Source organism: Acidovorax facilis (assembly GCF_023913775.1).
Lineage (GTDB): Bacteria > Pseudomonadota > Gammaproteobacteria > Burkholderiales > Burkholderiaceae_C > Acidovorax > Acidovorax facilis.
Genome location: NZ_JAMXAX010000002.1, coordinates 95340 through 117246 on the forward strand (window position 1 = coordinate 95340; position 21907 = coordinate 117246).

Genomic DNA, 21907 nt, shown 5'->3' on the forward strand with positions numbered 1-21907 from the left:
ATCTGTCTCAAAATCTGGCCATGCGCCACGCCAGTGCGCCCACCAGCAGCGTGAGCAGCAGCAGGCCCCATTCACCCAGCGTGGGGATGGCCTGCGCGGCACCGGGCGCGGCCGCCAACGGCATGACCGGGTCCAGGATCACGCCGTTCGCCGTCCAGTCGTCGTCGCCCAGCTGGCCGTCGGTCACGTCAAAGCGCACGGTGCTGCCGCTGATGACCAGGTTGGAGGGCGCGAAGAAGCTGGCGCTGGCAGCCTGGCCGGAGGCCTTGCCGTACTTCGCGAACGCACTGACGGCTTGGGGCCAGTGGGTGGTGATGGTGACGGTAGCACCGGGGGTGCAGCCCACAAGCCGGAATTCGAACATGCCTTGGGGTGCGCCCTGCCCTGGAGGGGCTGCGTTCGCGGCCGTGTAGCGGGTGGCCGACGCGTCGAACTGGCAGGTAGCGCCACCGCCTGACAGGCTGGCGCTGGCCGGTCCTGAGCTGCCCCCGCCGCCCGAGGGCACCGTGGGCCCGCTGAAGCTCGCGGAGCCGACAGTAAAGCTCTGCCGCACTTGAGCGGCAGCAGAGTAAGCCGCATTGCCTGCTTGATCGGCTTGGATGGAGCAGGTGCCGGCGCCGGTAAACACCACCGCGCCGTTTGCCGCTACCGTGCAGGCGCCCAGCGTGGAGCCGGCCGTGTCGAGGCTGTAGATGACCGGCAGGCCCGAGCCGCCGCCCGTGGCCGCCGCAAGATATGTTCCGCCCACCTTGGCGAAGGCCGGAGGTGATGTGGTGAAGCTGATGGACTGGCCCTGTCGCGCGCCCTGTAGCACGTTGACGGCAAACGTCGCAGTGACGCTGGCGTCGCCCTTGCTAGTGACGGTGAGCGTGCGCGCGCCCAAACCCGAGAACGTGACGGCGAACGCCACACTGCCTTCGCTTTGCTGAATCTCGCTGGGTAAGGTGTCGGCGGGGTTGCTGCTGGTGATGATCCAGCGCGTGGTGTCGTCGATGTTCTGGCCCACCGGGTCGGCCACGGCCAGCACGAAGGGCTGCGGCGCACCGGCACCGACCGCCACCACGGTGGTGCCAGGCGCCGTCTCCACACGGGCCGGACCGCTCAGCGACGGCAAGGGCAGCGGCAGGTTCTCGAAGTCGATGGCGGTGCGCAGGTTGTGCCCCGCCATGCTCACGATGCCGCGGTACGTGCCCACCACGCGGTTGGCCCTGGCTTCGTGAATGCCGTAGCCAATGTAGCTGGCCATGTCGCCCGACAGGCTCTGGGGGCCCAGGTCGGCGGGCACTTGGGCGCTGGCGCCGCTTTGGGGCAGAGCAAGGTCGATGTCTGCCGCATAGGGTACATGGCCGCCCGCTGCGGTGTCGGCCCAGAGCCCGATGACAATGACACGGCCCGAGCTGGTGAACGGCTGCCCGAGGCGGGCGCGCAGCGACAGCGCGCTGTGGCACGTGCCCGCGCTGCCCGTGTACTGCAGGCACAGGCTCAATGCATGTGTGCTGTCGTCCTTGTCGAAGTCGAAGGGTGACCGCCACACGTCCTTCTCAGGTTTGATGACGGTGATGAAACGCGGCGCATGCCCGGTGCGGGTGTTGCGGCTGCTGTCCAGCGTTATCGGCGATTGCACGTTGGTGGTGACAGCCGCCGCAAAGTCCTGGTTGCGGTTGCCGTTGTACGCGCTGGCCAGCGTGTCGATATAGCGATCGGTGGTATCGGCGACCACAGTCTGGCGAGGCGCGCTGCGGTCCAGTGCCGCCGTGGCGATGAGGTCCGCGCCCGGCGGCTCCGCCCAGCCGTCGTTCCACGATCGCACCACCTGACCGCTCACGTTGAACCTGCGTCGCCCGTAGACCTGCACCTGCGGCTGCGGCTGCGGCGTGGTCTGGTCCAGCACCGGCCCGTTCACATGCATGACCAGCGACTGCTTGCCTGCCATCGAACCCGTACTGAACAGCACCTGGCGCAGCGGAAAGCCGACTTCGAGCGGCTGCGGCTGCAACAGTGCATAGGCGCGGTCCCCTGCCGCGCCGCCAAGCCACAGGTTTTCGTCCTGCCGGAAGTCCTGCGCGGCGACGGTCGGGTCGGTGGACGACTGACGCACGCTGGTGGAGGCATAGGGTCTGCTGCTGATGCCCGCCAGACCCTCCAGCGTGATCAGCAATTGCGCCTGGTGCAGCACGCGCGCCTGGCCCACCGGCTGCTCGCGGCTGGCGAACTCGAAGCTGCCGTAGGAACCATCGGTGTCCTGCGCGGCTTCCACGCGCAGCATCGATTCCACACCCTGCGCCAGCCGGTGCTTGACGAGCTCGGTCACGTCGAAGCTGTAGAAGCCGCGCTCGGTAATGCGCAAGGGCTGCGTCGGCCGGTCCGCATCGGTGGCGCGCCCACCGACGGCGCTGGCCAGTTGCAGGTCGCAGGCGGGAGCCGTGCCCTCGTGCGCAAAGCAGTCTGCGCCCCCGGCCTGGTAGGCACCGAAGATGGCGATGTAGCCCGAGGTGGTCACCTTGTCGACATACAGCACCAGCCGTGCGCGCACCACCTTGCCGGCGTCGAGCGTATAGCTGTCATGGCCTACGGTGGCAACCGTGTTGTCGGTGTCCACATTCAACTTGGTCAGCGCACCGTCTGGCAAGGTGGCATAAGAGAACTTCAACTGCGCGCTGGCCCCCTCGCTCACTGGCAGGCTGGTGCCGTGGGGCGCATAGCCCGCGCCGGTGGTGCTTCCGTCGGCCACCAGGGGCGCCTCGATCCACGACGGCTGGGCCACGCTGCAGGCCTGCAGCAGCAGCACCATGGCCAGCGCGCCCAGCGCCACCGCGCTGCGCGCGCGCAACCAGGCCCGGTGCATGAGCGGGGTGTGAAGGACATTTTTGAGCATATTTTTAGCCTCTAGCGCTTTCTGATCAAGCGCTGACAGCTATAACTTCAATAGCAAAAAGCCAGCAAAGCCAGCGCGTGACCCGGATGCTAGGGACAGGGGGCGGTTTCGTATGTCCCCCTTTTGGGCGACATGCCCGTGCCCAGCGGCTGTGGCAGCATCGGTGCATGCCACCGCCTTCTTCCATTGCCTCCACCCCCGTTCGCGTCGCCGTGGTCGAGGACGACGCCGCCTGCCGCACCGCCCTGGCCCACGCGCTGCAAGGCGCCAGCGACATGCGCCTGGCGTGGACGGCCGCCAGCCGCACCGAGGCCATGGCCGCGCTGGCGCAGGACGACGCCGCGCCGCTGGACGTGCTGCTGCTCGACCTGGGCCTGCCCGACGGCAGCGGGCTGGACGTGCTGGCCGCGCTGCGGGCACGCTGGCCGCAGGCGGCGGCCATGGTCAGCACCATCTTCGGCGACGAGGTGCACGTGCTGGATGCCATCGCCGCCGGTGCCATGGGCTATTTGCTCAAAGACTTGCCCGCCACCGCCGTGGTGGACGAAGTGCGCAGCCTGCACGCAGGCGGCAGCCCCATCAACCCCATGGTGGCGCGCAAGCTGTTGCTGCTGCGCCAGACGCAGCCCGCGCTGGCGGCAGCGCCGCCCCCGCCGCCGGGCGCAGGCCTGGGCGCAAGCGCACCCCCGTCCGCGCGCGAGGCCGAACTGCTGCGCCTGGTGGCGCGCGGCCATACGCTGGACGAGGTCGCCCGCGCAATGGGCGTCTCGCGCCACACCGTGCGCACCTTTGTGCGACGCGTATATGCCAAGCTGCAGGTCACCACGCAGGCCGAGGCCGTGAGCGCCGCAGCGCGCCAGGGCTGGATCCATGCGGCCGACTGAGGCGGCGCGCCGGGTGCTGCGGCGTTGGCGGCTGCTGGCAATGCCGTTGGTGCTGCTGCTGGTGATGATGCTGGTGCCGTGCACGCACGCCGCAGAGGCCGTGCACCTGTTGCAGGCCGAGACCTGGTCTTCGCCCAGCGGCGACTGGGCGCCACCGCCTTCGCTGCACGCATCCGGCGATGCGGTGCTGGACGCCGCGACGCCCTGGGCCGCCGTGGCCCTGCCACATGCTCGCCCGCGCAGCACCGCGTCCAGCGCCGAGCAGGCCAGCGCGCCGCCCGAAGTGCAGTGGTACCGCCTGCGCGTGCCCGCCAACGCGCTGCCGCACGGCACTCCGCAGGGTATGCGCCTGTACATCCCGCGCTGGCAGACGGTGGGCACGGTGGCCGTGTATGCCAACGGACGCCTTGCATGGCAGACGCGCGGCAGCCGCGTGTGGAACGGCTTCAACCGCCCGGTATGGCTGGATCTGAAGTGCCTAGACCAAGCGGGTGCAGCGCCGCAGCTGCACGTGCGCATGGCCAGCCTGCCGGGCGTGGGCGGGGCGCTGTCCTCGGTGTGGGCCGGACCGGCTGAGGCGCTGCGGCCAGCCTGGCGGCTGCGCGAGCTGCTGCAGACCGGCCTGGTGACCTACCTGCGGGGCGCCTACCTGGTGCTGGGCGTGCTGGCGCTGATGGTGTGGCTGATGCGGCGGGCGCGGGGCCATGGCGAGGGGCGCGAGGAAGCAGGCTACTTGCTGTTCTTCCTGTTGTCGGTGGCGCACCTGCTGGCGACGCTGTTCTATCTGGTGGACGAGGAAGGCCTGGCCGTGCCCGACGCCTGGTTCTCCTGGCTCACGCTGGTGGGGTCACTGGGCTCCTCGGTGTGTTCCTTCTTGCTGCTGCGGCAGATGCAGGGCTGGCACAGGCCCCGGCTGGCACGGGCGCTGATGGCCTACTGCTGGCTGGTGGCGGCTGCAGCGCTGCCGTTGTGGGGGCTCAGGCACGAGGCGATGCTTCCGCTGCTGCGCCTGGCGCTGTTCCCGCCGGGGGTGGTGGTGCTGTATGTGGCGGCGCGCGGCGCGTGGACGCACCGCACGGGGGCCAACGTTCTACTGTGCGGCGCCGTGGCGCTGTCGTTTCCGATGGCGTTCCATGACCTGGCGATGCAGCGGTATCTCATCAGCATCGAGCACATTTACCTCACCCCCTATGCCTACATGGGCGTGCTCACCATGTTCCTGTGGGTGGCCTTCACGCGCTACCAGCGCGCGCTGGGCGCGGCCGAGCTGGCCAATGCCGTGCAGGCCGAGCGCCTGGCCGCGCAAGAACAGCAACTGCGCGAAACCCACGAGCGGCTGCGCGCCGCCGAGCGCGAACAGACGCTGCTCCAAGAGCGCCAGCGCCTGATGCGCGAGATGCACGACGGCGTGGGCTCGTCACTGATGAGCGCGCTGCGGCTGGTGGAGAACGAGCCCGCCGCGCGCCTGGACGTGGCGCCGGTGCTGCGCGAGTGCATCGACGACCTGAAGCTGTCCATCGACTCGCTGGAGCCTGTGGACGCCGACCTGCTGGCCCTGCTTGCGCGCCTGCGCTTCCGGCTGGGCCCCCGTCTAGAGGGCGCTGGCCTGGCGTTGCGCTGGCAGGTGGACGATGTGCCGCCCCTGCCCTGGCTCGATTCGCAGAGCGCGCTGCATGTGCTGCGCATCCTGCAGGAGGTGCTGACCAACATCCTCAAGCACAGCGGCGCGATGGAGATCACGCTCGGCACCGCTGAATCGGTGCGCGGAGGTGTGCCCGGCGTGCAGGTGTGCGTGCAGGACAACGGCACCCCCTTCACCGCGCCCCCACCCGATGCGCTACCGCCCGCGCGCAGGGGCCTGGCCAACGTGCGCAGCCGCGCACTGGCGCTGGGCGCGCAGTGTTCGTGGGACACCTGGGGGGCGCTGGGGGAGGACTGCGGTTCGCGCTTCACGCTGTGGCTGCCGCTGCACAAGCCATGAGGCATCTCGACCCTGCGAACCCGGTCAGTGGCCAGTGCACTGGGCTTGGCAGCGATCCACTCAGAAGCATTTCAGTCAGGAGAAGCCGAGCGCCGCGATGTCCACCACGTCCATCTGCCCGGGCTCCAGAAAGTCCCGCGCGTAGCGCAGGTACACCCCCTCGCGCACAAACACCTCGAACAGGTCCGGGTCGATGTGCCCGTTGTCGCGCATCCTGCACATGATGGCTATCGCCTCTGACAAGGTCATACCACTCTTGTAGGGCCGATCAGCCGCTGTCAGCGCCTCGAAGATGTCGGCTATGCCCATCATGCGGGCCTGCAGCGACATCTGGTCACGCGTAAGGCCGCGCGGGTAACCCTTGCCGTCCATGCGCTCGTGGTGGCCGCCCGCATACTCCGGCACGTTCTTGAGGTGCCGTGGCCAGGGCAGCGTCTCCAGCATCTTAATGGTGGCAACGATGTGGTAATTGATGGTGTCGCGCTCGGCCTGGTTCAGGGTGCCGGATCGGATGGTGAGGTTCTCCACCTCCTCGGCCGTAAGGAAGCTTGTCTGCACCCCCTGCGGGTTGCGCCAGTGCCGCATGGCGGCAATGTCGCGCACGCGCTGCTGGTCCTCGGGGCGCATGGCCTCGGTGCCGGTATTGCAGCGGCGCAGAAACTCGCGGTCTTCTTCCAGTGCGTGGATTTCGTGCTGCAGGGCTTGCAGCTCCTGCCCCTCGGCACGCGCATCCACCACCGGGCGCAGCGCCAGCTGGCGGCGCAGTGCGGCCAGCTCGGCATCGCGCTTCAAGACTTCAAACCGCGTGTCCACCAGCCCAATGCGGTCGTACAGGGTCTGCAGCTTGGTGGCCTTGTCCACCACGTGCACGGGCGTGGTGATCTTGCCGCAGTCGTGCAGCAGGCCGGCCATCTTGAGTTCGTAGCGGTCCCGGTCACTCATGCGAAAGCCCGCCAGTGGCCCCTGGTTGGTGGCATTCACCGCCTCGGCCAGCATCATGGTAAGGGCGGGCACCCGCTGGCAATGGCCACCGGTGTAGGGCGACTTTTCGTCAATGGCCAGGTTGATCAGGTTCACGAACGACTCGAACAGGCGCTCCAGCTGCGTGATGAGCAAGCGGTTGGTGAGGGCAATGGCAGCCTGCGAGGCCAGCGACTCGGCCAGGCCCTGGTCGGCCTCGGAGAATGTGGTGACCTCGCCGGTCTCCCAGTGTCGCGCGTTGATGAGCTGCAGCACGCCGATCAGTTCATGGTCGTGGTTCTTCATCGGCACGGTCAGAAACGACTGCGAGCGGTACCCCGTGCGCGCATCGAAACTGCGGGTGCCTGAAAAATCAAAGCCCTCGGCGCTGTACGCATCGGCAATGTTCACCGTGCGGTCGTGGATGGCGGCATACGCGGCCACCAGCGAATCGTTGGGGCTGCCATCTGCGTTGCGCAGCGGCAGGTGCGGAAAATCAATGGGCTTGCCCGTGGTGCCACCGAGGCGAATGTCCAGCGAGTCGGTGCGCAGTATCTCGAACTTGAGCGACTTCCCGTCCTCCGTCACGCTGTAGAGCGTTCCGCCGTCCGCGCCCGTGATGGCCTTGGCAGCCTCCAGAATGTTCTCCAGCAGGCGGTCGATGTTGCGCTCGCGGGAGAGCGCAGCCCCAATACCGTTGAGCTGCTCCAGGCGGCGAAACAGGTTGAGGGAGGGTTCCTGGGCCATAAAACACCTTGGGCGCATGTTGGAGACGCCTGCATCGTAACGAAAAGTGACCGCTATCATCACCCCTTCTTTTCCGCTCTCTCCCCCATTTCGTGGACTCGGTCACACCCCGCTTTCTCACTGTTGCGCTTTACCAGTTTGTCGATCTGCCCGACTGCGCCACACTGCGCGCGCCCCTGCAGACCCTGTGCGACGAGCGCGGCGTGCGCGGCATGCTGCTGCTGGCGCCCGAGGGCATCAACGGCACCATTGCGGGCGCACCCGCCGATGTGCTGGCGGTGCTCACCTGGCTGCGCAGCGATGCCCGCTTTGCGAACCTGCAGCACAAAGAAGCCCCCACCGACCGCCAACCGTTCTACCGCATGCGCGTGCGTCTCAAGCGCGAGATCGTGACCCTGGGCGTGCCCGGCCTGAACCCGGCTCGCAATGCGGGCACCTATGTGAAGCCCGAGAAATGGAACGCACTCATCGACGACCCCAGCGTGGTGGTGGTGGACACGCGCAACGACTACGAAGTGGGTATCGGCACGTTTGAACGCGCCATCAACCCCCACACCAAGAGCTTTGCCGAGTTCCCGGCCTGGGTGGCGCAGCAGTCGCAGCCCGGCGGCGTGCTGGCGGGTAACCCGCGCGTGGCCATGTTCTGCACGGGCGGCATACGGTGCGAGAAATCCACCGCCTACCTCAAATCGCAGGGCTTTGACGAGGTGTACCACTTGGAAGGCGGCATCCTCAAATACCTGGAAACCGTGCCCGAAGAAGACAGCCTGTGGCATGGCGACTGCTTCGTGTTTGACGAACGTGTGTCGGTGGGCCACGGCCTGGCTCCGGGGCACCACCAACTGTGCCGCTCTTGCCGCATGCCCCTGGGCGAGGTCGAGCTGCAGTCGCCGCATTACGTGCGCGGCGTGAGCTGCCCGTATTGCCACGGCACGCGCACACCCGAGCAGGAACGCGCGCTGGCAGAGCGGCAACGCCAGATGGACCTGGCGGATCAGCGCGGGCAAGCGCATATCGGCGCGCGGCAACCGGGCAACCGAGCGCGATTCAGCTCCAGCGACGAAAAAAATGATCGCGAGGACGACTCCGCGTGAGCGCTGCCCTGCCCGTCCTCTATTCCTTTCGTCGCTGCCCCTACGCCATGCGCGCCCGGCTGGCGCTGGCTGTCAGTGGCCAGGCCTGCGAACTGCGCGAGGTGGTGTTGCGCAACAAGCCACAGGGCCTGCTGCACGCCTCCCCCAAGGGCACTGTGCCCGTGCTGGTGCTGCCGACTGGCCAGGTGCTGGAGCAGAGCCTGGAGATCATGCTGTGGGCGCTGGCGCAGCACGACCCCGAGGGCTGGCTCATCCCCAGCCACGGCAATCTGCAGGCCATGCTGGCGCTGATTGCCGAATGCGATGGCCCGTTCAAGCAGGCGCTGGACCGGTGCAAATATCCCAGCCGCTACCCCGATGCCGACACGAATGCAGAACGCGCCCGCGCCGTGGCCTGGCTGGGGGGGCTGGAGGCGCGTCTCTGGCCGGACCAGCCCTATCTGTTCGGCACCCATGCGGCCCTGGCCGATATGGCGATTGCGCCTTTTGTACGGCAGTTTGCAGGCATTGATGCCGATTGGTGGGCCGCACAGCCCTGGCCCCGCCTGCAAGCCTGGCTGGCGCAGTGGCAGGCCAGCGATCTTTTGGCCAGCGTGATGCACAAGCTACCCGCATGGGTGGATGGGACAGAGGGCGTGCTGTTTGCGCGTCCGGCAAAGAGGCTCGCGCCTGGGGCCGACACCGCACGGCCAGACTCCGAAGGACGCTGACATGGTGGGGTCTGTTCTCGTCGGCATGCTGTGTGCTCACCTGCTGTGCTTCGCGGTGATGTTTTTGCTCATCAGCAAGCGCTTGCAGGGCAAGAAGATGGGCATGGATTTTTTTGCCATGGGCAACTTGCTGCTGGGGCTTGCCTATGTACTGCAGTTGGTGGAAGGCGGCCCGGCCTGGAGCATGATGAGCGTGGTTAACCACACCCTCACCCTGGCGGCCCCGATCACCTATGGCCTCGGGGTCATGCGGTTCCTTGGATTTCCCGCGCCGCTGTGGCGGCCGCTGGCGGCATTTGTACTCGCCTACTCCACCGCACAGGCACTGATTCAGTGGAGCTTGGGGCCGGTCGCCCGCTACGCCATGCTGTCCGGGATGTCTGCGCTGCTGTTCCTGGTCATGACGCTCGCGGCACTCTATGGTGTTCGCACATTCGCCAAGCACCTGTACCGCGAAATGGCATTTTTCGCGCTCCTGATCAGTGGCATCTGCATTCTGAACGCAATCAAGTTCATAAGGCTACTCCAGGGCGGACTGGAAGTGCTGCACATGGACAGCAGCTTTCAGATGGTGTTCTACATCTATATGTCGTCCCTGGCGACGGTGGTGCCACCCTTCATGATTTGGCTGGTGTTCCGGCGCCTGACCGATGATCTGAGCCAGATGGCGGCGCGCGATCCCATGACGCAACTGCTCAATCGCCGGGGGCTTTCAGAAGCGCTGGAGCAACACTTCAACCTCCACAACGTCGCGCCCGCTTACTTGCTGCTGCTGGACGTGGACCACTTCAAACGTATCAACGACACCTACGGACACCAGGCTGGCGACACCGTGCTGCGCCATGTTGCAGATGTGCTGCGCACCACCGTGCGCCGAGGCGACCTGACGGGCCGCATAGGAGGAGAAGAGTTTGTGGCTGTCTGCCTCGACAGTGATGATGTCGGCGTCGTGCAGTTGGCAGAACGACTGCGCGCAGCGGTCGAAGAACAGGCCATTCACGTGAGCGGCCACGACAAACCGCTGCACTGCACCGTCACCATTGGTGTGTCACCCCGGTTCGCCAACGGCCACGCCTTGGAGAAGGCCCTGCGGGCTGCCGATGTCGCGCTTTACCAGGGCAAGGCAGCTGGGCGCAACCGGATCGAGAAGGCCCATGCATTCGCTCATATCGCACCATTGCCAGGCGCTGGCGCCTCTGCGACCACCTGATCGAATGCTCCCGAAACCTGGGTTCTCAGCGTGAAGACCTGCCATGCCAACGCAAAAAAAAATGGCGCTCACAAGGAGCGCCTTTTTTTCTGATGCAAGTTACGGGCTACGACAAGCGAGCCGACCCCGGCGCATCAAGCCATCGAGTAACCGGAACCCCGACGATTGCCGCTGGTGAACCCGCGCACCAACAGCGCCAGCAGCACCACCGCAAACCCCACAAAACACACAAACGACCAGTTGGCTATCGAGCCGCCCAGGAAGGTCCAGTCAATCGCAGCGCAGTCACCGGAGCCCCGGAAGATCATGGGGATGGCGCGGCTGATGGGATAGTTTTCGATCATGCCGTAGAAGTCGCGGCCGCAGGTGGCGACTTCGGGTGGGTACCACTGCAGCCAGCTCTGGCGGGCCGCCACGAAGGCGCCGAAGCCGGATGCGATCAGGGCCAGCGCGCCCCAGCCCATCCACCAGCCTTTTGAGCCCCTAGCGCTTGCCAGACCTGTGAAGATTGCTACACCAATGAGAGCATAGCGCTGCACGATGCACATGGGGCATGGCTCCAGGCCCACCACATGCTGCAGGTACATGCCAAACGCCAGCATGGCCACGCAGGCCACACTGATCAACGCCAGCACGCGGCGCGGGGCCTGATCGATCCAGTTCAACACCATCATTCTTATCCCTCATCCAACAGTAACCGCCCAGGGCATTGCCTCTGAAACCGTCACAGCCCAAACGCGCGGACGGCCAGCAAGGGCCGTCCCACAGCAAAGGCCGTCGTCCCCCTCAGGGGAAGACGCGAAGCGGCTCAGGGGGAGTCAAATCCCAGCAGCGTGATCCAAGAACACTCGGGCGCGGCGTGGTGTGACCACCAGCGTTTCGCCCTCTTTGAAACCCATTTCCTTGAATTGCTGCGCAGGGATCTGCGCTTCAATCAAGGATTCTGGGGACGCATTGTCCGCTGGTTTGTGGTCGTCGGAGGGAATAAGTTCCAGCCTTGCAATCGGGCCCACCACAATGGCGCGGCTGAGCTGGGCCACGATGCCGCGCGGGCGGCCTTCGGCGTCGAGCCCTGCACCGGGCGAATAGCGCTCCACATCCAGGTCGTGCGGGCGCACGTAGGCAAAGGCCTTGGCGTTCTGCGCCTGGCTGTGCTCGGGCGAGTCGATCTGCATGCCGTCCAGGTGCACCAGGCCTTCATGGGCGCGACCGTGGAACAGGTTCACATCACCCAAAAAGCCATACACAAACGGACTGGCTGGCTGGTCCCATACCTGCTGGGGCGAGCCGCTTTGCTCAATGCGGCCCTGGTTGATCACCACCACGCGGTCGGCCACTTCCAGCGCTTCTTCCTGGTCATGGGTCACGAAGATCGAGGTGACATGCAGTTCGTCGTGCAGGCGGCGCAGCCAGCGGCGCAGTTCCTTGCGCACCTTGGCGTCCAGGGCGCCGAAGGGTTCGTCGAGCAGCAGCACCTTGGGCTCCACCGCCAGGGCACGGGCCAGGGCGATGCGCTGGCGCTGGCCACCGGACAGCTGCGAGGGGTAGCGCTCGGCCAACCAGTCGAGCTGCACGAGCTTGAGCAGGTCAGTCACCTTTTGCTTGATCTGTGCCTCGCTCGGTCGCTCTTTGCGGGGCTTCACGCGCAGGCCGAAGGCCACGTTCTCGAACACCGTCATGTGGCGGAACAGTGCGTAGTGCTGGAACACAAAGCCCACGTTGCGCTCGCGCACATGAACGTCGGTCGTGTCTTCGCCGCTGAAGTGGATGGTGCCCACATCGGCCGTCTCCAGCCCCGCGATGATGCGCAGCAGCGTGGTCTTGCCGCAGCCCGAAGGGCCCAGCAGCGCTATGAGTTCGCCCGAGGCAATGTCCAGGCTCACATCGCGCAGGGCCTGGAAGTCGCCAAACTGTTTGCTGACGTTGCGGATTTCAATGCTCATGGTGTTTGTTCCTTCAGCGTGCGTTCGGCAGGGGTGCGGGCCGCTCGGGGGGCAATTCGGCGGCCGCCTTGAGTGCCTGCTCGTTGCGGTGTTCGGCAATCGTCTTGATGACCAGCGTGACCAGGGCCAACAAAGCCAGCAGCGAGGCTGCGGCAAACGCAGCCACCGATTGGTATTCGTTGTAGAGAATTTCGACATGCAGCGGGATGGTGTTGGTCTGCCCACGGATGTGGCCCGACACCACGGATACCGCGCCAAACTCGCCCATGGCCCGCGCATTGCACAGGATCACGCCGTACAGCAGGCCCCACTTGATGTTGGGCAGCGTCACGTACCAGAAAGTCTGCCAGCCGGTGGCCCCCAGCACGATGGCTGCCTGCTCCTCATCGTTGCCCTGGGCCTGCATCAGCGGGATCAGCTCGCGAGCGATGAACGGAAAGGTCACGAACACGGTGGCCAGCACGATGCCCGGCACGGCAAAGATGATCTTGATGTCGTGTGCCTGCAGCCAGGGGCCAAACCAGCCCTGTGCGCCGAACATCAGCACATAGATCAGGCCCGCCACCACGGGCGACACCGAGAACGGCAGGTCCACCAACGTGGTCAAGAACGCCTTGCCCTTGAACTCGTACTTGGCAATACACCAGGCCGCTGCCACGCCAAACACCAGGTTCAGCGGCACCGCAATCAGCGCGGTGATGAGTGTGAGCTTGATGGCTGACCAGGCGTCGGGTTCACGCAGACCCTCCAGGTAAGCGCCAAAGCCTTTGCGCAGCGCCTCGGCGAACACGGCGGCCAGCGGCAACACCAGGAACAGCAGCATGAAGGCGAGCGCGACAGCAATCAGGGTGTAGCGCACCCACGGTGATTCGGTCGTGCCCGCTTGGGCGCGGCGTATGGTTCGGGAGTTGTTGCCGCTCATGCTGGAGCCCCCGCATGGCGGCGCTGCCATGCCTGTAGTGCGTTGATGACCAAGAGCAAGATGAACGAGATCACGAGCATCACCACGGCCACGGCCGTGGCGCCTGCGTAGTCGTACTGCTCCAGCTTGCCGATGATGATGAGGGGCGTGATCTCCGACACCATGGGCATGTTGCCTGCGATGAAGATGACCGAACCGTACTCCCCCACCGCCCGCGCAAATGCCATGGCAAAGCCGGTGAGCAGCGCGGGCGTGATGGAGGGCAGGATGACCTTGGTAAAGGTCTGCAGGCGCGTGGCACCCAGGCAGGTGGCGGCTTCTTCCAGCTCCTTCTCGGCATCTTCCAGCACGGGCTGCACGGTGCGCACCACAAACGGCAGCCCGATGAAGATCAGCGCAATCACGATGCCTGCGGGCTTGAACGCGAGCTGGATACCCATGGGCTCCAGAATGCTGCCCACCCAACCATTGCCTGCCAACAGTGCGGTCAGCGAAATGCCGGCCACAGCGGTGGGCAGCGCAAACGGCAGGTCCACCAGCGCGTCCACGATCTTCTTGCCCGGAAACTTGTAGCGCACCAGCACCCAGGCGATCAGCAGGCCAAACACCAGGTTCACCAGCGCCGCGAGAAACGATGCGCCAAAGGTCAGCCGGTACGAAGCCATCACACGCGGCGCGCTGATAGCCGCCCAGAACTGCTCCCAGGTGAGGGTGAAGGTCTTGAAAATCAGTGCCGACAGCGGGATCAGCACGATGATGCTCAGATAAAAGAGCGTGTAGCCCAGCGTCAGGCCGAAGCCTGGCAGCACCCTCTTGGCGCTCTTAGTTCTAGTCATAGGAAGCTATTTTTTTACGCAGCGCTCAAAACTGGCGCGACCCAGCCTAGGGCCACCGTGCAAGGGCCGCCCCGCAGCACCGGTGGCGTCTCCCTTCCCGAATTGCGCAGCAATTCGAGAGAAGGGGGAAGGCGCACAGCGCCTCAGGGGGATGTTCACTTAGTGCTGTACAGCTTGTCGAACTGTCCGCCGTCGTTGAAGTGCACCTTCTGCGCTTCGGTCAGCGAGCCGAAATACTTGGCCACGGTGAACTGCTTGAGCGGCTTGAAGGTGGCTTCGTACTTCTTGAGCACCTTTTCCGAGCGGGGCCGGATGGCATGCTTGGCGGCGATCTCCTGCGCCTCCTCTGAATACAGGTAGTCCAGGTAGGCTTTGGCCAGCTGGGCCGTACCCTTCTTGGCCACGGTGCGCTCCACCACGGCCACGGGGTTCTCGGCCACCACACTCACCGAGGGGTAAATCGCATCGACCTTGCCCGCGCCGAATTCACGGTCGATGGAGACCACTTCGGATTCGAAGGTGATCAGCACATCGCCCTGGTTGCGCTGCAGGAAGGTGGCCGTGGCGTCACGCCCACCCTTGGCCAGCACGGGCACATTCTTGTAGAGCTTGCCCACGAACTCGGCAGCCTGTGCTTCGGTGCCGCCCTTTTCGCGCACGGCGCCCCAGGCGGCCAAGTAGGCATAGCGGCCATTGCCACCGGTCTTGGGGTTCACCACGATGACCTGGACACCGGGCTTGATGAGGTCTTCCCAGTCCTTGATGCCCTTGGGGTTGCCGTTGCGCACCAGGAACAGCATGGTCGAAGTGGTGGGCGATGCGTCGTGCGGGAATTTCTTGGCCCAGTCCTTAGCCACCACACCGCTGTCGGCCAGGAACTGCACGTCGGTGGTCGTGTTCATGGTCACCACGTCGGCGGCCAGGCCGTCGTTCACGGCACGCGCCTGGGCGCTGGAGCCTGCGTGCGACTGGTCGATCTTCACGTCCTGGCCGGTGGTCTTCTTGTAGTGCGCGGCAAAGGCGGCGTTGTAGTCCTTGTAGAACTCACGGGCCACGTCGTACGACACGTTGAGCAGCGAATTCTGTGCGGCGGCCATGCCACTGGCGGCCAGGGCCAGGGAGGCGAAAAGAGTCTTGAGTTTCAAGGAAGTCATGGTGATGTCGCCCAAAAGATGCTGGAGATGCCGCATTGTGCGGAGGCATCTTTAAAACTCAAAAGAATATATTTTTGTTAATTAATCGCAATTTCGAATATAGATTTTTCAGAGGATCGCGTCGGGCCATTGCCTGATCCATCGGCAGCGGCCCCTGACTCGGAATTTCAAGCAAAAAAGAGCACCAGCGCTTTCTGGACAAGCGCAAAAAGCTATTAAATTTATAGCAATCAGACAGCAGCAGGCGACATGATCGACCGCGCACCGGGTTGCGATGGCACCGTGTGATTCCCCTCCAGCGACTGCAGCAATGCCCAGCCCAAAGGCCATTCCCCGTGGCCGGAGTCGATATTGATGTGCCCGGCGTTCTGCATACGCACAAACTCGCTGCCCCAGGCCCGCGCATAGGCGCCCGCCAGGCGGATGGGGCAAAACGGATCGTTGCTGCTGGCCACCACGATGCTGCGATAGGGCAACGCGGCATAGGGCACGGGCGCAAAGTCGCTCAGGATGGCGCGGCGCTCCGGGTCGGCCGGGGCCACCAGCAGCGCACCACACACGCGGGCCGCTGCCTCGGGGCCCATATGAGAGGTAGCGATGCAGCCCAGGCTGTGCGCCACGATCACCACGGGGTTCGGCGCGGCCAACACGGTCTTTTCCAGTTGCCCCACCCAGGCCGTCCGGGTGGGCGTGATCCAGTCGTCCTGCACCACGCGGCGCGCATTGGGCAGGCGCTCAGCCCACAGGCTTTGCCAGTGTCCGGGGCCAGAGTCGCGCCAGCCGGGGACGATGATGATGGAGATGGTAGAGGTCACAGCATCGGCATTCTGCGAGCCGCGCTTTAAAACCCAAACGACTTAATTCTTGTTATTTAATCGCCAAAACATCTAAAAAAAGCCTCAGTTCCTGCCCAAACAAACAAACATTGACTATCGAGTAAATAAATTAAACCAAACGGTTTAATTTGCAACCAATCAGTACAATGTAACGAAATGCAAACATGTTGCCATGGCATGCCCCTCCAACGGGGACACCTGGCGGTTTGTATGGGCAACGTCGTCCCAAGACATCTTCAAGAGGCACCTTCAATGCACACATGGAAAATCAGCCAGCGCCTGATGGCGGGCTTCGGCCTGGTCATCGTGGCTTTGCTCGGAATGTCGGTCTACAGCGTGCTCATTGCACGGGGCATCGATGGCGCATTGAGCGCCAATGCCACGCAAAACGCGGTCATCCAGCGCGCTGCCATCAACTTCCGGGGTTCGGCCCACGACCGCTCCATCGCGGTGCGGGATGTGGTGCTGGCGCCCAACGACGAGGCGCGCAAAAAAGAGATTGAATCCATCGCGCGGCTGGCCGACTTCTATGCCCAGTCCGCCACGCAACTCGACAACGTGCTGAAAACCGCAAAAGAGGTCCCACCCGAAGTGGGCCCCCTGGTGCAGGCGCTCAAGGACATCGAAGCACGCACGGTGGCCACCACCAGCAAGGTGGTTGCACTGATACAGGCTGGCGACCGCGCGGGCGCCGAAGCCCTGCTCTGGGCCGAGGCCAAACCGCAGTACGAGCAATGGCTGGCCGCCGCCAACAAGCTCATCGACTACGAGGAAGGCCGCATCATCAAGAACAGCCAGACGGCCAACCAGGACGCCAGCCAATTCACCGGCGTGATGCTGTCCATCACCCTGCTGGCCGTGCTGATCAGCGTGGCGGTGACAGTGCTGGTATCGCGCAGCATTGGCCGCGAGCTGGGGGCAGAGCCCAGCGAAGTGCGCGCCGTGGTGCAGGCCATCCAGCAAGGCAACCTGACGGCGCACGTGCAGGTCAAGGCGGGCGACACCGGCAGCGTGATGGTGGCCGTGCGCGACATGCAACAGCGCTTTCATGAACTGGTTTCGGCCGTGCGCGACAACATTGCGCAGCTGCGCACCACCAGCGACGACATCAGCAGTGGCAACCAGAACCTGGGCCACCGCACCGAACAAGCCGCCAGCAGCCTGGAGCAAACCGCCGCCAGCATGGAAGAGCTGACCGCCACCGTGCGCCAAAGCGCCGACTCGGCCCGCCAGGCCAACCAACTGGCCACCACCGCCGCCAGCACCGCCACCAAGGGCGGAGAGGTGATGCAGCAGGTGGTGAGCACCATGCAGGACATCCACCACAGCAGCCAGAAGATCGCCGACATCATCGGCGTGATCGACGGCATTGCCTTCCAGACCAACATCCTCGCGCTCAATGCCGCCGTCGAGGCCGCCCGCGCGGGCGAGCAGGGGCGTGGCTTTGCGGTGGTAGCCACCGAGGTGCGCAGCCTGGCGCAGCGCAGCGCCGAGGCCGCCAAGGAGATCAAGGCGCTGATCCAGTCCAGCGTCGAAAAGGTGGGCTCAGGCACCCAGCTCGTAGCCAATGCGGGCGAGACCATGAACGAGATCGTGCAAGGCGTGCAGCGCGTGAACGGCATCATCAGCGAGATCAGCACCGCCGCCGCCGAGCAGAGTGACGGCATATCGCAGGTCAACGTGGCCGTGACCCAGCTGGACCAGATGACCCAGCAAAACGGCGCACTGGTGGGCGAAAGCACTGCAGCCGCCGAGAACCTGCGCCAGCAGGCCCAGCGCCTGGCAGAGCTGGTGGCCGTGTTCCAGGTCAGCGGCAGCGCTGCAGCCGGCATGGGCACGCGCGCCACAGCGAGCCACCGGGGCAATGCCCTGCCCACCACCAGCGTGCGACGCCTCGCACACTGAGACCGCAGTGCGAACGGTAGGCCCGCAAGCTTGGGTGCGATGCGGTGCTGAAAACTATTTTTGATTTTTTTCGACACCTCTCAACCCCATTGACCCACCCCGTTCGTTTCATACAGCACCACCACTTTTTTGATGGAGCTGCCATGAAACCCCGTTCGCTCACCCTGTCCGCCCTCGCTGCCCTGACGGCACTGCTGGGCCTGGTCCACCTTCCTGCCCAGGCCATTGGCCGCCTGGCCGATGTCACCATCGTGGACCGTGACACCGGCGCCACGCTGCCGGTGCACTACGCCCGGGGCGAATACTGGGTGGCAGGGCGGCCCGGGGCGCGGTATGCCATCACGGTGCGCAACCGGCTGGAAGAGCGGGTGCTGGCCGTGCCTTCTGTGGACGGCGTGAATGTGCTCAGCGGCGAGACTGCGGCCTGGGACCAGCGCGGCTATGTGTTCTCTCCTTATGAGCGTTACCAGATCACCGGCTGGCGCAAGAGCGACAGCCAGGTGGCGGCCTTCGAGTTTTCCCACATTGCCAACTCGTATGCCGCCCGCACGGGCCGCCCGGCGCATGTGGGCGTGATTGGCGTGGCGCTGTTTCGCGAACAACCGCCGTTGCCCGCGCCCGCCATCATCCCCGAGCCCTACAGCCAGCGTCGCGACAGCAGCAATGGGCGTAGCAACGGGAGCGGCGAAAGCCTGGAGCGACTGCGCGAGGAGCCTGCACCCACGCTGCCCTCGCCGCAGGCAGCACCGGCTGCGCCCGCCGCAGCGGCGCCCGCCCAGGCTTCGGAAGCCGAGTCTTCTGCACGGTCGATGTCCTCCGACAGCGTGGCCAAGGCGGCGCCCATGCCGTCGCCAAAACTCGGCACAGCCCATGGCCAGCGCGAGACGTCCATCGTGTCGCACACCACCTTTACCCGCATGCAGGACCGCCCCAACGAAGTCATTAGCATCCGCTACGACAGTCGCGAGAATCTGATCGCCAGCGGCGTGATCCGAGAACCCATTGCGCGGCCCCATGTGCCCCGCGCGTTCCCGCAGTCGGACAACCTGTCTTATGTTCCCGACCCAAGGTAGGGCTTGAGAGCACCCGCTGCGCACGGACCGGCGGGTGCATGAGGGACTCGCATAATTCGCGGGTGCCTGCCGCCCCCTCCCCCACACCTGCAGACGATTCCGACGAGACGCTGATGCTGCGCTACGCCAGCGGCGACTTGGCCGCATTCGACCACCTCTACGCCCGGCACGAGCTGGCGGTGTGGCGGTTTGTGTTTCGCAGCGTGAAGGTGCAGGCGGTGGCGGACGACCTGCTGCAGGACGTGTGGTTTGCCGTGGCGCGCAACGCCACACGCTACGAGGTCAAGGCCAGGTTTCGCACCTGGTTGTTCACCCTGGCCCACCACCGGCTGGTGGACCACCTGCGCACCGCCAAACACCACACCAGTCTGGACGCCAGCGACGACGACGCGCGCAGCCTGGCAGACACGCTGATGGCCGACTCCGGCTTCGGACCGGTGCGGCAACTACAGTCGCGCGAGCAGGCCGCTGCGCTCATCGCCGCCGTTGAGCAGCTGCCCCTGGAGCAGCGCGAAGCCTTTTTGCTGCAGGCCGAAGGCGACCTGAGCGTGCAGGAGATTGCCGAGGCCACCGGCGTCAACTTTGAAACCGCCAAGAGCCGCCTGCGTTATGCGCGGGCCAGCCTTCGCGCCCAGCTAAAGGAATTTGCACCATGAGCGCGCCAGACGACGAGCTGGTGAGGCGGTACCGCGAAGCCAGCGCGCAGGAAGATGCCCGCCCCGGCGCGCATGTGCGCGGCGCCGTGCGTGCCCATGCGCAGATGCTGGCGGCGGCTGCAGCCCCCGCTGCCCCATCGCCCAAGGCCACCGCCCCTGCCCGCGCCGCTGCCAACCATCCGCGCTGGAAGATCTCGGCCCTGGCCACAGTGGCCGTGGTGGGCCTCACCGGTTTGCTGATGATGCAGTTCGAGCGCGGGACGCCCGAAGAGAAAGAAATCGCCTACGGCCAGCGCCGGGCCGAAATGCCTGCGCCTGCTGCCACCGCTCCGTCATCCACCGTCCCCGCCGCGGAACAAGGCTCGGAGCCCACAGCCCCGGCGGCGATGCCCGATGCCGCCCGCGCACCCGCCCGTCCATCGGCGACCCCAATCACCGCGCCAAGACTCGCGACACCCGCGCCCCAACCCGCCGCACCACAGGCCAAAACAGCCCCCGCTATCCAGGAGGCAGAGGCCCCTGCGGCGCCGGGCCAGGCTGGTGGCGTCTCCGGCTTTCCAGCATCGCCACCCACCGAGGCCGAACCGTCCCTCGCTGCGCGGCCCGCACCCACACCCCCAACCGAGTCTCTCGCTGAGGCGCACAAGCGTTCTACCGCCCAAGATGCCGCCGTGGGCAGGCAGGTGCCGCCGCCCCGCGAAGCGGCTGCACCCGCTGCTGCCGGTGCCGAATCCGCCCGTTCTGCGGCGCCGGTTCAAAGCATGTCCGCACCCGCCGCCAACGCAACGTCCAGTGCACCGAGGTCGCTTGAGCTGCACGACGCGGCCCGCGCAGGCAACACCCTCCAGGTGGAAAACCTCATACGCCAGGGCGTGCCGGTTGACGCCCCTGACAGAGTGGGCAGAACGGCACTGATGCTGGCTGGCATGCACGGCCAAACCGCCACGGTCCAGAAGCTTCTGGCGCTGGGCGCCAACCCCGCGCTGGTAGACCGCGAAGGCCTGAACGCGGCGCAGCTGGCCCGGCAGCAGGGAAACACACGCCTTGCCGACCAGCTGGAAGCGGTGCGCCGATAGCGGCTTCTACAGAACTGTCCTGAGCCCGTTGAAGGGCTCAACCCGATCGTTTCTGACGGATCCAGCGCGAACCTGGATCAGAACCGCACCGCCTCAAACGCCGGATGCAGCGCGTCGATCCAGTGGTCCAGCTCGTCCTGCGTTACGTGCAGGTGGTCCATGCAGGCCTGCCCATGCTGCTGCCATTCGCGCGTGGGCGGCAGGTTGTCGTGCTGGTTGACCAGAAACTCGGCCAGCAGGCCCAGGGCCACCAGGTGGCGTACGGTAGGGTCAAACCGCTCGTCATCGAGGCAGGCAAAGTCGTGGTGCAACCAGATGGCTTGCGCTACGTCGCCTGGCAGGTGCCAGGTGCGCGCGACGATGGCGCCCATCACGGCGTGGTCGGTGCGGTGGCTGGCGTTTTCGGTCTGGGTGAAGGTGCGGTCCTTGCGCGCCAGGGCCTCGGTCACGGTGCCAGCATAGCCGCGCACCGCCTTCACCAACACCGGCATGCCCACATGGCAGAACAGACCGAAGCTGTAGCCCAGGCCCGGGTCAAAGCTGTAGAGCTGGTGGCCGATGTGTTCGCAGGCGATGGCGCGGCGCTGCGAGCTTTCCCAGAAATGCTCCAGCAGCGGCGACCGCACCTGCAGCGCGTTGCGCGTGATGAAGGCCGACAGCAGTTGCACCGCAGGCTGCAGCCCCAGCACCGTGAGCGCCATGCCCACGGTCTGCACCGGCTGGGCCAGGCCATACAGCGGGCTGTTGGCCAGCCGCATGACGGCAGCGGCCAGGGCCACGTCGGAGGAAGCCAATTGTTCCAGGGCCGCCGAGTCCAGCTCGGGCTCGGCCATGATCTGCTGCAGGCGCAGCAACGATTCGGGGCACGGCGGGACCACGATGGCCCGCACGGCGGGGTGCACACGGGCCTGCCGGATGTCTTGGTCGATGGGGTGTGGAGCAGTCACAAAAAATCCCCGGGCCGCCGCGTGTGCTGAACACAGGGACGAGGGCAGCCCGCACAGTTGCAATTCGTTGCATTGTGGGGCCAAAAAGCGTGCCGCCC

At 65.6% G+C, this 21907-nt stretch carries 18 protein-coding genes; 9 read left to right on the forward strand and 9 right to left on the reverse strand.

Annotation, left to right across the window (positions count from 1 at the left end; all coding sequences use genetic code 11):
* Positions 1-7: 7 nt before the first annotated feature.
* The gene (locus NFX52_RS01700) at positions 8-2875 is read right to left on the reverse strand and encodes an IPTL-CTERM sorting domain-containing protein (protein ID WP_055397484.1); all 2868 of its coding nucleotides are present in this window, start codon (positions 2873-2875) and stop codon (positions 8-10) included.
* Between the two features lie 167 nt (positions 2876-3042).
* On the opposite strand from NFX52_RS01700, the gene NFX52_RS01705 reads away from it, so the two are divergent.
* Entirely contained in the window at positions 3043-3759 is a 717-nt protein-coding gene (locus tag NFX52_RS01705; protein ID WP_055397486.1) for a response regulator transcription factor, read from the forward strand.
* A complete protein-coding gene (locus tag NFX52_RS01710; RefSeq protein WP_055397488.1) occupies positions 3746-5740 on the forward strand; it encodes a sensor histidine kinase in 1995 nt (664 codons plus the stop codon). Before NFX52_RS01705 ends, NFX52_RS01710 begins: the two co-directional genes overlap by 14 nt.
* 75 nt (positions 5741-5815) lie before the next feature.
* Here the strand turns inward: NFX52_RS01710 and NFX52_RS01715 are convergent, their stop codons facing one another.
* Positions 5816-7447 carry an HD family phosphohydrolase gene (locus tag NFX52_RS01715; RefSeq protein WP_055397490.1) on the reverse strand — a complete coding sequence of 544 codons (1632 nt, stop codon included), beginning with the start codon at positions 7445-7447 and terminating at the stop codon, positions 5816-5818.
* A 92-nt stretch (positions 7448-7539) separates the two neighbouring features.
* On the opposite strand from NFX52_RS01715, the gene trhO reads away from it, so the two are divergent.
* The 3 genes from trhO to NFX52_RS01730 are packed head-to-tail and all read left to right on the forward strand — an operon-like array spanning position 7540 to position 10461.
* Positions 7540-8541: an oxygen-dependent tRNA uridine(34) hydroxylase TrhO gene (trhO, locus tag NFX52_RS01720; RefSeq protein ID WP_055397492.1), complete on the forward strand. Its 1002-nt coding sequence runs from the start codon at positions 7540-7542 to the stop codon at positions 8539-8541.
* Positions 8542-8588: 47 nt separating this feature from the next.
* Positions 8589-9251 (forward strand): glutathione S-transferase, encoded by a 663-nt coding sequence (locus NFX52_RS01725; RefSeq protein ID WP_055397494.1) that lies wholly within the window; start codon positions 8589-8591, stop codon positions 9249-9251.
* Position 9252: 1 nt separating this feature from the next.
* Positions 9253-10461: a GGDEF domain-containing protein gene (locus tag NFX52_RS01730; RefSeq protein ID WP_055397495.1), complete on the forward strand. Its 1209-nt coding sequence runs from the start codon at positions 9253-9255 to the stop codon at positions 10459-10461.
* Between the two features lie 134 nt (positions 10462-10595).
* On the opposite strand, the gene NFX52_RS01735 is transcribed toward NFX52_RS01730, so the two are convergent.
* From NFX52_RS01735 to NFX52_RS01760, 6 genes are all read right to left on the reverse strand, one after another.
* A complete protein-coding gene (locus NFX52_RS01735) occupies positions 10596-11132 on the reverse strand; it encodes a disulfide bond formation protein B (protein WP_199731376.1) in 537 nt (178 codons plus the stop codon).
* Positions 11133-11279: 147 nt separating this feature from the next.
* Positions 11280-12404 carry a sulfate/molybdate ABC transporter ATP-binding protein gene (locus tag NFX52_RS01740; protein WP_055397497.1) on the reverse strand — a complete coding sequence of 375 codons (1125 nt, stop codon included), beginning with the start codon at positions 12402-12404 and terminating at the stop codon, positions 11280-11282.
* Positions 12405-12417: 13 nt separating this feature from the next.
* Complete coding sequence (cysW, locus tag NFX52_RS01745; RefSeq protein WP_055397500.1) at positions 12418-13326, reverse strand: sulfate ABC transporter permease subunit CysW; 909 nt, start codon at positions 13324-13326, stop codon at positions 12418-12420.
* On the reverse strand, positions 13323-14162 hold the full coding sequence (cysT, locus tag NFX52_RS01750) for a sulfate ABC transporter permease subunit CysT (RefSeq protein WP_055397502.1): 840 nt from the start codon (positions 14160-14162) through the stop codon (positions 13323-13325). The genes cysW and cysT overlap by 4 nt, the downstream gene beginning before the upstream one ends.
* Before the next feature lie 155 nt (positions 14163-14317).
* Positions 14318-15316, reverse strand: a complete 999-nt coding sequence (locus tag NFX52_RS01755) for a sulfate ABC transporter substrate-binding protein (RefSeq protein WP_055397592.1) — start codon at positions 15314-15316, stop codon at positions 14318-14320.
* Positions 15317-15546: 230 nt separating this feature from the next.
* On the reverse strand, positions 15547-16131 hold the full coding sequence (locus NFX52_RS01760; RefSeq protein ID WP_055397504.1) for an RBBP9/YdeN family alpha/beta hydrolase: 585 nt from the start codon (positions 16129-16131) through the stop codon (positions 15547-15549).
* Positions 16132-16404: 273 nt separating this feature from the next.
* Here NFX52_RS01760 and NFX52_RS01765 point away from each other — a divergent pair, with 273 nt between their 5' ends.
* The 4 genes from NFX52_RS01765 to NFX52_RS01780 all read left to right on the forward strand — a co-directional run bounded on the left by NFX52_RS01765 (position 16405) and on the right by NFX52_RS01780 (position 20862).
* Positions 16405-18057: a methyl-accepting chemotaxis protein gene (locus NFX52_RS01765; protein ID WP_055397506.1), complete on the forward strand. Its 1653-nt coding sequence runs from the start codon at positions 16405-16407 to the stop codon at positions 18055-18057.
* Positions 18058-18200: 143 nt separating this feature from the next.
* A complete protein-coding gene (locus NFX52_RS01770; RefSeq protein WP_055397507.1) occupies positions 18201-19130 on the forward strand; it encodes a hypothetical protein in 930 nt (309 codons plus the stop codon).
* Between the two features lie 38 nt (positions 19131-19168).
* Positions 19169-19786, forward strand: coding sequence for a sigma-70 family RNA polymerase sigma factor (locus NFX52_RS01775; RefSeq protein ID WP_055397509.1), 618 nt, complete (start codon positions 19169-19171; stop codon positions 19784-19786).
* Positions 19783-20862, forward strand: coding sequence for an ankyrin repeat domain-containing protein (locus NFX52_RS01780; RefSeq protein ID WP_207401869.1), 1080 nt, complete (start codon positions 19783-19785; stop codon positions 20860-20862). Before NFX52_RS01775 ends, NFX52_RS01780 begins: the two co-directional genes overlap by 4 nt.
* 77 nt (positions 20863-20939) lie before the next feature.
* Here the strand turns inward: NFX52_RS01780 and NFX52_RS01785 are convergent, their stop codons facing one another.
* Positions 20940-21809 carry an HDOD domain-containing protein gene (locus NFX52_RS01785; RefSeq protein ID WP_055397514.1) on the reverse strand — a complete coding sequence of 290 codons (870 nt, stop codon included), beginning with the start codon at positions 21807-21809 and terminating at the stop codon, positions 20940-20942.
* Positions 21810-21907 lie beyond the last annotated feature (98 nt).